Origin of the sequence: Caulobacter sp. AP07, from assembly GCF_000281955.1 — a bacterium.
GTDB lineage: Bacteria > Pseudomonadota > Alphaproteobacteria > Caulobacterales > Caulobacteraceae > Caulobacter.
This window is the reverse complement of sequence record NZ_AKKF01000055.1, coordinates 1-11615: the sequence shown is the minus strand read 5'-3', so window position 1 is coordinate 11615 and position 11615 is coordinate 1. Positions and strand designations below refer to the sequence as shown.

Genomic DNA, 11615 nt, shown 5'->3' with positions numbered 1-11615 from the left:
GACGGTGACGGGGCGGGCGCCGCCGCCGCCATGCGCGATGTGGTCGGCTGAGCGCGCCGGAGATGAGCAGCATGAATGGGATGAACAGCATGAACTTGGACCGTCGCCGTTTCCTGTGGACGAGTTCGGCTGTCGCGCTGGCCGGCGCCGGCGGTGCGCCAGGTTTGGCTTGGGGTGGCGCGAGCGCCGCCGGGCTCGAGCGGTCCTATCCCAGGCCGCAGCTCAAGGCGCCCGGCGAGCGGCTGTCGCTGGACCAGGGGTGGCGTTTCCACCTGGGCGACGTGCCGTTTCCGAAGATCCGGGGCCATGGCTGGTCGTACGGCAACGCCAAGGCCGGCAACGCCGGGGGCGCGGCTTCGCCGGAGTACGACGACAGCGACTGGCGCGAACTGGACCTGCCGCACGACTGGGTGGTCGAGGGGCCGTTCGACAAGGACGAGAACCTCTCCCAGGGCTACCGGCCACGCGGCAAGGCCTGGTATCGCCGCGCCCTGCGGCTGGATCCCGCCGATCGCGGCAAGCACCTCTCCATCGAATTCGGGGCCATCGCCACCCACGCGACGGTCTGGTTCAACGGCAGCGTCGTGGCGCACAACTGGAGCGGCTACAACGCCCTGCAGATCGACATCACTCCGTTCGCCCGCTACGGCGACGAGCTCAACAGCATCGCCGTGCGGGTCGACGCCGATCCGATGGAAGGCTGGTGGTACGAGGGCGGCGGCATCTATCGCCACGTCTGGCTGACCAAGCGCGCGGCCGTGCACATCGCCGACGACGGCGTCCACGCCGATCCGCGACGGGATGGGGAGGGGCGCTGGACCCTGCCGGTCGTCGCCACCCTGGGCAATATCGGGCCCAAGGCCGAGGCGGTCGAGGTCGAGGCCCAACTGGTCGATCCCTGGGGCAAGGTGGTGGGCGCGGGACGCGTCGCCGCCGAGGCGCCGTCGCTGGACCAGGCCGAGGCCCGCCTCGTCCTGGACGTCGCCGCCCCGCGCCTGTGGTCGGTCGACGATCCGGCGCTCTACACGGTGCGCACCCGCGTCTGGCAGGCCGGCCGGCTGGTCGACGAGGCGATCACCTCGACCGGTTTCCGCACGCTGCGGTTCGACGCCGCCCAGGGGTTCTTCCTCAACGACCGGCCGCTGAAGATCCAGGGCGTCTGCCTGCACCAGGACCATGCCGGGGTCGGCGTGGCCGTGCCCGACAGCCTGTGGGACTTCCGGCTGCGCCGGGTCAAGGCGATGGGCGCCAACGCCGTCCGCTGCGCCCACAACGCCCCGGCGCCGGAGATGCTGGAGGCGGCTGACCGTCTGGGCGTCCTGATCCTCGACGAGAACCGCAACTTCAATCCCAGCCCCGACTACATGCGGCAACTGGAGTGGCTGATCCGCCGCGACCGCAACCACCCCAGCATCTTCCTGTGGTCGGTGTTCAACGAGGAGCCCATGCAGGGCACCGAGGCGGGCTACCAGATGGTTCGGCGCATGGTCGCCGCCGTCAAGCGCCTGGACGACAGCCGCCCGGTCACCGCCGCGATGAACTTCGGCATGTTCAATCCGATCAACGTCTCGCAGGCCGTCGACGTGGTCGGCTTCAACTACCAGCCCGACAAGTACGACCGGTTTCACGCCGAGCATCCGAACCTGCCGCTGATGAGTTCGGAGGACACCTCCGCGTTCATGACCCGGGGCGAATGGTTCACCGATCGCTCGCGCAACATCCTGGCCGAGAACGACGAGGAGCCTTCGTCCTGGGGCAACACCCATCGCAAGGCCTGGGAGGAGATCGCCAAGCGCCCGTTCGTGGCTGGCGCTTTCCTGTGGTCGGGCTTGGACTATCGCGGTGAACCGACGCCGTTCGAATGGCCCTCGGCCAGCTCGTTCTTCGGGGCCATGGACCTGTGCGGCTTCCCGAAGATGGCGTTCTTCCTGCACCGGGCGCAGTGGATCAAGGACCGCCCGCTGCTGGATCTGGCCCCGCACTGGACCTGGCCAGGCAAGGAGGGGCAACCGATCAAGGTTATGGCGCTGACCAACGCCGAAACGGTCGAGCTGCGCCTCAACGGCCGGCTGGTCTCGCGCCAGGCGGTCGATCCCTTCGTCATGCCGTCCTGGACCGTGCCCTATGCGCCCGGACGCCTGGAGGCGGTCGGCTATGTCGGCGGCCGGCCGGTGTCGAAGGCGATCGTCGAGACCGCTGGTCCGCCGGTCGCCCTGCGCCTGACGCCCGATCGAACCGTCCTGACCGGGGACGGCGAAGACGCCGCGCCGGTCACCGTCGAGGCCCTGGACAAGGCCGGAAGGGCCGTCCCCACGGCCAACCTGCCGGTGACGTTCCAGGTCGACAACGGGCGGATCATCGGCCTGGGCAATGGCGACCCCAACTGCCACGAACCGGAAAAGGGCAATGCCCGCAGCCTGTTCAACGGCCTGGCCCAGGTGATCGTGCAGAGCGAGCGCGGATCCAGCGGCGTCCTGCGCCTGACGGCGTCGGCGCCCGGCCTGCGGAGCGCGCAAACCCAGCTGTCCGTCCAGCCTGGGACACGGCGGGCGGAGCCGCGGACGCCGCCCGTCTCGATCCTGTCCGATTGGAGCATGTCGCCGGTGGCGCGGACTCGCCCCGACCCGTCGACCAAGCCGGCCGACAACGACATGAACTCCTGGGGCTGGGCGAATTCCGGCACGCTGCAGGACGGCGACCCCGTGGGCGGCTTCGTGCTCTATCGCCTGGCGTTCACGCCGCGCGCGACGGTGCGGCGGGCTGGCGGAAAGCTCGTGTTCGGTCGCCTGACCGGTCCCGCCGAGATCTATGTCGATGGCGTCAAGGTCGCGGCCAAGACCGACGCCGCGCCCGGAGCCCTGACCGCGCTGCTGCTGGCGAAGGAGGGGGCGCGGACCGTGGTGGTGCTGATGACCGTCGCCCCCGGCGTTCCGTTCGGCATGGGCGCCGCGGTGATCGTCGAGGAACTCGGATGAACGCGGCCGGACCACTGGAACGCCCGGTCAAGCCCTCACCCATAGCGTCGACCCCGCCGTTCCGCGGCCCATGGAGTTATTTCTGAGCATGTGGACATCGATTTCCGGCGCTCGGTCGCCGCGCATCGCGAGCGGCCTGGCGGCGCTGATCCTGGCCCTCGGCGGTGGTGCGGCGACGGCGGCCGATGCGCCGCCGGCCAACCCCGTTCCTCGCGTCGTGACGCGCGACGGCCGTCACGCCCTGTTCGTCGACGGCGCGCCGTACTTGGTGCTAGGCGCCCAGGTCAACAACAGCAGCAACTATCCGGACGTCCTGCCGGAGGTCTGGCCGACGATCAAACGCATCCACGCCAACACCGTCGAGGTGCCCGTCGCCTGGGAACAGGTCGAGCCTGTCGAGGGGCAGTTCGACTTTTCGTTCGTGGACACGCTGGTGGAGCAGGCGCGCGCCAACAAGGTGCGGCTGGTGTTGCTGTGGTTCGGCACCTGGAAGAACACGGGGCCGGCCTATACGCCGGAGTGGGTCAAGCTCGACGGCCAGCGCTTCCCGCGGATGATCACCGCCAGCGGCCAGCCCCACTACGTCCTGTCGCCGCACAGCCGGACCACCATCGAGGCCGATAAGCGCGCCTTCGTCAAGCTGATGGAGCATATCCGGCGGATCGACCCCCAGAACACGATCATCATGATCCAGCCGGAAAACGAGGTCGGCTCCTACGGCAGCGTGCGGGACTTCTCGCCCACGGCCCAGAAGCTGTTCGACGGGCCGGTTCCCGCCGCGCTCCTCAAGCGCCTGGGCAAGTCGCCGGGAAGCTGGAAGGCCGTGTTCGGGACCGACGCCGACGAATATTTCAACGCCTGGTCCTTCGCCGCCTATGTCGAGGAGATCGCCAAGGCCGGCAAGGCGGTCAAGCCGCTGCCGATGTACATGAACGCCGCCCTGGCCTCGGCCTTCGGCCGGCAGGCGGCCTCGACCTACGCCAGCGGCGGCCCGGTGCACCATGTGATCGACGTCTACAAGGCCGCCGCGCCGTCGATCGACTTCGTCTCGCCCGACATCTACGTCCGCGACCATGCCGCGTATCTGGCCTATCTGGACGCCTACGGCCGGCCCGACAATCTGCTGTTCGTGCCGGAAACCGGCAACGACACCGAGTTCGCGCGCTATTTCTTCGCGACCCTCGGCAAGGGGGGCGTCGGGTTCTCGCCGTTCGGCATGGACGACACCGGCTATTACAACTTCCCGCTCGGCTCCAAGGACCTCGACGAGGCCAAGCTCGAGCTGTTCGCCCGCAACTACACCCTGTTCGAGCCGATGGCGCGCGAGTGGGCGGCCTTGGCCTTCGCGGGCAAGACCTGGGGCGTTTCCGAGCCGACCGACCCCAAGGCCAACCACACCCAGGTCATGGAACTGGGTCCCTACCGCGCCATCGCCACCTTCGGCCAATGGCAATTCGGGACGGACAAGCCGACCGGCAATCCCCAGCCCGTGGGCGGCGCGGCGATCGCGGAGCTTGGACCAGGCGACTACCTGCTGACGGGCTTCAGCACCCGCGTGCGGTTTGAGCCGTCCAAACCCGGAAGCGGCCAGATGCTCCGTGTCGAAGAGGGGCGGTTCGAGAACGGAAAATGGCTCTTCCGGCGCGTCTGGAACGGCGACCAGACCGACTACGGTCTCAATCTGGTCGATCGGCAGCAGGTCCTGCGGATCAAGTTCGGCGCCGCCCAAGGCGCGGCGATCATTCCGGTCGGAAACCCGAACTGACCGTCTGCCCCGAGCGGGGCGCGGAGAGCGAAAAGCGGTGGAGCCATTGCAGGCTTCCACCTGTGAGGGAGGCGGGAACGCACATGAAAACCGGTTGGGCTTCTCTGGCGATGGCCGTTCTATTGGCGACGGCGAGCTCGGACTTGCAGGCGGCCTCGCCTCCGCCTCCCGTGGCGCCGATCGCGGCGGGCGCCAGATCGGTGACCGTCGACCGTATCAAGGTCCGCAGCGCGGCTCTGCAGGGCAATCTCGAAGGCGAGTCGGCCGTTCGGGATGTCGTGGTCTATCTCCCGCCCGGCTACGCCACCGACCAGACGCGCCGCTATCCGGTCGTCTACGCGTTGCATGGATACGGCCTGACCGCCGACGCGTTCGCGGGATTGCTCCAGGCCCCGCAAACCGTCAAGGGGGCCTTTGCGTCGGGGGCGCCGGGCATGATCGTCGTCCTGCCGGACACCCAGACCCTGCACAACGGCTCCATGTATTCGAGTTCCGTGACGACCGGCGACTGGGAAGGTTTCATCACCCGCGACCTGGTCGCCTACATCGACGCCCACTACCGCACCGTCCCAGATCGTTCGGGCCGCGGCCTCGCCGGTCACTCCATGGGCGGTTACGGCGTCGCCCGTATCGGCATGAAGCACCCGGAGACCTTCGGGGCGCTATACATCATGAGCCCGTGCTGCCTTTCGGCGCGCGACGCCCCGCCGCCGGAAGCGGCCGCGGCTGTCGAGGCCGTCAAAACCCGGGAAGAGGCGTCCAGGCTCGACTTCCTGCCGCGCGCGACCTTCGCCGTCGCCGCCGCCTGGTCGCCGAACCCGAAGAAGCCGCCCTTCTATGTCGATCTGCCGACGTCGAACGGCGTCGTCGACCGATCGGTGCTGGCGCGATGGGCGGCCAACGCGCCTCTGAGCATGCTCGATCAGTACGTCTTCAATCTGCGGCGATATCAGGCGATCGCCATCGACGTGGGCGATCGGGACGGGCTGCGCGTTGATGCGGCGGAACTGCACGAACGGATGGACGCCTTCGGCGTTGGGAACACCTTCGAAATCTACAGCGGAGACCACGGGAGCGCCGTCGCCAGCCGTTTCCAGAATAACGTTCTGCCGTTCTTCGGGCGTGTACTTCATTCGGACGCTAAGTAAAATCGGCCGCATCCGGCGTCTGCCGTTCGCGAGTGTAATTGAGAATACTTGGAAATATTTGGGAGTTGAGCATGGTGACGTTGAGCAAGCGGCATTTCCTGGGTGTCCCGGCCCTTGCGGCGCTGGGCCTGGCGGGAGCCGCGCAGGCGAAGGATCAATCCTCCGCGGACGCGTGCGCCAAACTGCCGGCGCCGGACTACCGGCTGCCGGTGGCCAGGGGCCCGTTCGGCTCGGAGCCCGACTCGCTGAAGACGTACCAGGCGCCCGACTGGTTCCGTGACGCCAAGTTCGGGATCTGGTCGCATTGGGGACCGCAGGCCGTGCCGCGCCAGGGCGACTGGTACGCCCGGTACATGTACGTTCAGGGCCACCCGCACTACGAACATCACCTCAAGACCTACGGGCAGCCTTCCAAGTTCGGCTACAAGGACATCATTCCCCTGTGGACGGCGGATAAGTTCGATCCCGAGGGCCTCATGGACAAGTACGCCGCCGCGGGCGCGAAGTACTTCGTCAGCATGGGGGTGCACCACGACAATTTCGACCTGTGGAACTCCAAGCATCACCGGTGGAACGCCGTGGCCATGGGGCCCAAGCGCGACATCGTCGGCGCGTGGAAGGCGGCCGCGCAAAAGCGAAAGCTGCGGTTCGGCGTATCGGAGCACCTCGGCGCCAGTCACAACTGGTGGCACCCCAGCCACCTCTACAACCAGACCTGGCCCGAGAACGGCGTGGCCTATGACGGCGCCGATCCTCGGTACGCCGACCTCTACCACCCGCCGCACAACGAGCCCTATCGCGGCGTCGCCGACACCTGGTACACGCGAGATCCGCGGTTTCATCAGATCTGGTTCGATCGCATGCGCGATCTGCTCGACACCTATGAGCCGGACTTGCTGTATTCGGACGGCGGGCTGCCGTTCGGCGTGGTCGGGCGCAGCCTCGTCGCGCACATGTACAACAGCAGCATCGCGCGCGGCGGCAAGCTCGAGGCCGTGTACAATTGCAAGGATCTGGGCTCGGGCGAGTTCCACAAGGAATGGGCGGTCCAGGATGTCGAGCGCGGGGTCCTGAAGGGCATCAACCCGCTGCCCTGGCAGACTGATACATCCAATGGGGATTGGTTCTACAGCGACGGCTTCAAGTACAAGACCACGTCGGAAGTCATCGCCATGCTGGCCGACATCGTCAGCAAGAACGGCAACCTGTTGCTGAACGTCGTGCAGTATCCGGATGGCAGCCTGCCGCCCGAGTCGCAGCTGCTCCTGGAGGAGCTGGCGCCGTGGATGGCGGTGAACGCCGAAGCCATCCATGGAACGCGGCCGTGGAAGGTGTTCGGCGAAGGGCCTACCGAGACCGCGGTCGGGGCGTTCCAGGAGAGCGCGGCCTATACCGCCCGGGACATCCGCTTCACGACCAAGGGCGACACCCTCTATGCGATCACGCTCGGAGAACCGTCGGGCGTCACCGAGATCGCCGCGCTCGCCGCAGGCAATCCTCTTGAGCGTCGGCGTGTCAGGCGGGTGGAGATGCTGGGTCTTCGCGGGGCGCTCAAGTTCCGCCAGGGCGCCGGCGCGCTGTCGATCGACGTCCCGGCGCGCGCGCCGACGCGGCATGCCAGCGTCTTCAAGATCAGCCTAGCCTGACACGCCCTCGTATCTTCTGAATTCGCGCTCCAAGGGAGGCCTCCGTGCTCAATATCGTCATGGCGCTAGCCGCGTCTCAAATCATCGTGGCTTCGCCGGACAAAAGCGCCGAGATCAGGATCGCGGCCGACGGGGCGAGTTACTCGGTCAGCCGCAAGGGCGAGCTGATCGTCTCTGCTTCTCCGCTGGGCCTGGAACTGGCCGACGCGCCCGATTTCTCGGATCTGGAGGTCGTCGACGTCAAACGGCAAAGCCAGCGGCGCGACATTCCGCTGACGGCGACCAAGGCCAGGACGGCGCGAGACTGGCACAATGGCGCGATCGTCACCTTCCGCGAAAAGACCGGCGCCCACCGTACGCTTTCGGTGGAGGCGAGAGCCGCCAATGACGGGGTCGCGTTCCGCTACCTGCTGCCCAAGGACGCGGCGGTCGTGCTGAAGGGGGAAAAGACGGCGTACCGTCTTCCTGGCGATCCGGCCTGCGAAGTCACCGAATATGGGGGCTCGCATGAGAACACCTGGGCCTTGAAGAAGGTCTCCGAACTGGACCGCGCCAAGCTCTATGATGTTCCGGTGGCCTGTGCGTCGGCCTCCGGCCACACCCATTATGCGATCGTCCAGTCGGGAATAGACGCCTATGCGGGGGCGAGTCTGGCCCCGGTCGACGGCGGGCTGAAGGTCAGGGTGACGCCTCTTCCCGATCGCAAGGATGTCGCCGTCGAATCCGCCGCCGGCCTGACGAGCGCCTGGCGGGTGGTCATGATGGGGGATCGCGCCGGCGACCTGATCGAGTCGCCGTTGATCGGGAACCTGGCGACCCAGGCGAAGGGCGATTTTTCCTGGGTGAAGCCGGGCAAGGCGGCCTGGGACTGGTGGTCGGGACCGACCGTCGGCGAAAAGCCGAGCATGGAGCGCTACCGTCGCTTCATCGATTTCGCCGCGGCCTCGGGTTTCCCGTATTTTCTCATCGACGCCGGCTGGGCGCTCAACGCCGGGCCCTGCTGCGCGGCCGACGAAAAGACCGACATCACGCGCGCGGACCCGGCCATCGATATGCCGGCCCTTGTCCAGTACGCCGAGCAGAGAGGCGTTGGATTGCTGCTCTGGGCGCATTGGCGGCATGTCGAACCGAGAATGGCCGAGGTGCTCGACGTCTATAAGGCTTGGGGGATCAAAGGCGTTAAGGTCGACTTCATGGAGCGGGACGACCAGGAAATGGTCCAGTTCTACGTCCGCCTGGCCGAGGAAACGGCCAAACGCCGTCTGCTCCTGGACATGCACGGCGCCTTTCCCCCGGCCGGCCTGGCGCGCACCTATCCCAACTACATCACCCAGGAGGGCGTGATGGGGGCGGAATACAACAAGTTCGAGTGGGGCAAGGTCACGCCCGGACACAACGTAAAGCTCGCCTATACCCGCATGCTGCTGGGACCCATGGACTACACGCCGGGCGGTTTCCGCAACAGCACGCCCGAAACCTATGTCGCCCGCGATGTATTGCCGATGACCCGCACGACGCGTGGTCAAGCCCTGGCGCAGTATGTGGTGTTCGACAGTCCGCTCCAGATGGTCTCCGACGACCCCGAAGCCTATGTGAACGCGTCGGGCTTCGAGTTTCTCAAGGACGTTCCGACCGCCTGGGACGAGACGCGGTTCATCGACGGCGGACCGGAGAGCCACGTCGTGGTGGCGCGGCGCAAGGGCGAGGCTTGGTACGTTGGCGCCATGACGAATGAACGCGCGCGCACCGTCGGCATACCGCTTGCCTTCCTGGGGGGAGGGACGTTCAAGGCCGACATCTGGCAGGACGGCGCTACGGCCAACGAGGTCGAGCATGTCGTCAAGTCGATCTCGAACCGCGACGTTCTTCAGATCCGCATGAGCGCGGGGGGCGGCGGCGCGATCATCCTCAAGCCCCTTCACTAGTGCTGAATCATGTGCGCCTTGGTCCGGCTGGTGGCCGGAGCGGGCGCACGGCGCCGCGGACATCAACAACGACCATTCGGCGCCATCGGCGCTACCTCGGGGGAGAACACATGACTCAACAGGAGCAGACGCTCGCGACGCTTCAGCCGGACGCGGCCACGTCAACAGACGCGGCCGCGCCCGCGAAAGGTCACTACGTCATCCTCGACGGCTTGCGCGGCGTCGCATCCCTGATGGTGGTCGTTTTCCACCTGTTCGAAACCTACGCCGGGGGGGACCCGCAAAAGCAGATCATCAACCACGGCTACCTCGCGGTGGACTTCTTCTTCCTGCTGTCGGGTTTCGTGATCGCCTATGCCTACGACGATCGCTGGGCGGCGGGCATGGGCCAGTGGGAGTTCTACAAGCGCCGCCTGGTCCGGCTCCAGCCGATGATCATCATGGGCAGCCTGATCGGCGCGGCCCTCGTCGCCTTCCAGCACTCCTCCGTCTTCCCCAAGCTGGAAGCGGCTTCGGCCTGGCAGATCGTGGCGGTGATGCTGCTGGGCTGCCTGATGATCCCGCTGACGCCGTCGGCGGAGATCCGCGGTTGGACCGAGGTCTATCCGCTGAACGGGCCGGCCTGGTCGCTGCTCTACGAGTACGTCGCCAACCTCCTCTACGCGGTGGGGCTGCGGAAGCTGTCGAACCGCGCGCTGGGCGTCCTCACGGCCCTGGCGGCCTTGGCGCTGGTCCATCTGCTGGTGTTCGGCCCCCGGGGCGACGTCATCGGTGGATGGGCGCTCGACGCGGCCGGAATTCGCGTCGGTCTCACGCGCGTCCTCTTCCCGTTCCTCGCGGGGGTGCTGCTGATGCGGCTGGGCAAGCGGGTCAAGGTCGGCGGCGCTTTCGCCGTCTGCAGCCTGCTGCTGGTGGTGGCGCTGGCGCTCCCGCGGTTTGGCGGAACCGAGCGGCTGTGGGTCAATGGGCTCTACGAAGCGTTTTGCGTGATCGTGCTGTTTCCGCTGATCGTCGTCATCGGCGCCGGCGAGAAGAATGCGGATGGCCCGTCGGTGCGGATCGCCCGCTTCTTCGGCGACCTGTCGTATCCGCTCTACATCACCCACTACCCGCTGATCTACATCTACACCGGGTGGGTCGCGGACAAGAAGGTCCCCGCGGGACAGGGCGCTCTGGTCGGGGCGGGCGTGTTCGTGGCCGCCGTCGTGATCGCCTATGCCTGCCTCAAGCTCTACGACGAGCCCGCGCGGCGATGGCTGAGCGGCAAGCTGCTGGCCGGGGCTCGCCTGCGAGCGCCGAACTGACCTCCGCGCTCCATCCGGCTTCGCTTTCGATTTCAAACAGGACCGACCCCCATGGCGATCACCAGGCACCGAATCCTGGCCTGCGTCGCGGCCGCCGCTCTCGGCGCCGTCTTCGCGGTCGGAGCGGAAGCGGGCGCGGGCGCGAAGGGGCGCTTCCATTGGCGTTCATCCGCGCCGCTGATCACGCCGTCCGCCGAGGGCGCTCAGACCTATGCCGGCCTCAAGGATCCTTCGGTCGTCTATTTCAATGGCGCGTATCACGTCTTCATGACCACCGCCGGCCCCGACGGGTGGCACATGGCCTATACCCGCTTCAAAGACTGGTCCGAGGCGCCGAAGGCCAGCGTCGTCAGCTTGAAACAGTCCGGCGTCGGCCCTGGCTATCGCGCGGCGCCGCAGGTCTTCTACTTCGCGCCGCAAAAGCTCTGGTACATGGTCTATCAGAGCGGACCGCCCGTCTATTCGACAACCGCGAACCTTGAAGACCCCATGTCCTGGAGCGCGCCGAAACCCTTCTTTTCGGAAACGCCGGCCATCATCAAAGCCTCTGGCCAGGAGGCGTGGCTCGACTTCTGGGTCATCTGCGACGACGAGAACTGCCATCTCTTCAACACGGGCGACAACGGCAATCTCTATCGGTCGCAGACGCCGATCGGCCAGTTCCCCCATGGCTTCGCGGACACCAAGATCGTCCTGAGCGGCCGTCGCGACGACGTCTTCGAAGCCAGCATGCACTACAGGGTCGCTGGCGCGAACACCTACCTCACCGTGGTCGAGGCGATCGGCCCGCGCGGCCGCTACTTCCGCTCATGGACCAGCGACCGGCTCGACGGCGAGTGGCGGCCGCTCGCC

General features: G+C 67.0%; 7 protein-coding genes. All 7 read left to right on the top strand.

The window, feature by feature from the left end; all coding sequences use genetic code 11:
* Positions 1-89: 89 nt before the first annotated feature.
* Positions 90-2975, top strand: a complete 2886-nt coding sequence (gene galA, locus PMI01_RS04475; protein ID WP_081497633.1) for a beta-galactosidase GalA — start codon at positions 90-92, stop codon at positions 2973-2975.
* A gap of 88 nt (positions 2976-3063) precedes the next feature.
* Positions 3064-4740 carry a DUF5597 domain-containing protein gene (locus PMI01_RS04470; protein ID WP_051989898.1) on the top strand — a complete coding sequence of 559 codons (1677 nt, stop codon included), beginning with the start codon at positions 3064-3066 and terminating at the stop codon, positions 4738-4740.
* Positions 4741-4823: 83 nt separating this feature from the next.
* Positions 4824-5888: an alpha/beta hydrolase gene (locus tag PMI01_RS04465; RefSeq protein ID WP_007663632.1), complete on the top strand. Its 1065-nt coding sequence runs from the start codon at positions 4824-4826 to the stop codon at positions 5886-5888.
* 71 nt (positions 5889-5959) lie between these two features.
* Positions 5960-7534: an alpha-L-fucosidase gene (locus PMI01_RS04460; protein ID WP_007663631.1), complete on the top strand. Its 1575-nt coding sequence runs from the start codon at positions 5960-5962 to the stop codon at positions 7532-7534.
* A 44-nt stretch (positions 7535-7578) separates the two neighbouring features.
* On the top strand, positions 7579-9459 hold the full coding sequence (locus PMI01_RS04455) for a glycoside hydrolase family 97 protein (protein ID WP_007663630.1): 1881 nt from the start codon (positions 7579-7581) through the stop codon (positions 9457-9459).
* 110 nt (positions 9460-9569) lie between these two features.
* Positions 9570-10763, top strand: coding sequence for an acyltransferase family protein (locus tag PMI01_RS04450; RefSeq protein WP_007663629.1), 1194 nt, complete (start codon positions 9570-9572; stop codon positions 10761-10763).
* Between the two features lie 51 nt (positions 10764-10814).
* On the top strand, positions 10815-11615 hold an 801-nt coding region (locus tag PMI01_RS04445; protein ID WP_007663626.1), incomplete at its 3' end, for a non-reducing end alpha-L-arabinofuranosidase family hydrolase.

Coding starts and splice junctions, on each gene's coding strand:
- galA (WP_081497633.1), top strand. CDS start 90: ATGAACTTGGACCGTCGCCGTTTCCTGTGGACGAGTTCGGCTGTCGCG.
- PMI01_RS04465 (WP_007663632.1), top strand. CDS start 4,824: ATGAAAACCGGTTGGGCTTCTCTGGCGATGGCCGTTCTATTGGCGACG.
- PMI01_RS04470 (WP_051989898.1), top strand. CDS start 3,064: ATGTGGACATCGATTTCCGGCGCTCGGTCGCCGCGCATCGCGAGCGGC.
- PMI01_RS04450 (WP_007663629.1), top strand. CDS start 9,570: ATGACTCAACAGGAGCAGACGCTCGCGACGCTTCAGCCGGACGCGGCC.
- PMI01_RS04460 (WP_007663631.1), top strand. CDS start 5,960: ATGGTGACGTTGAGCAAGCGGCATTTCCTGGGTGTCCCGGCCCTTGCG.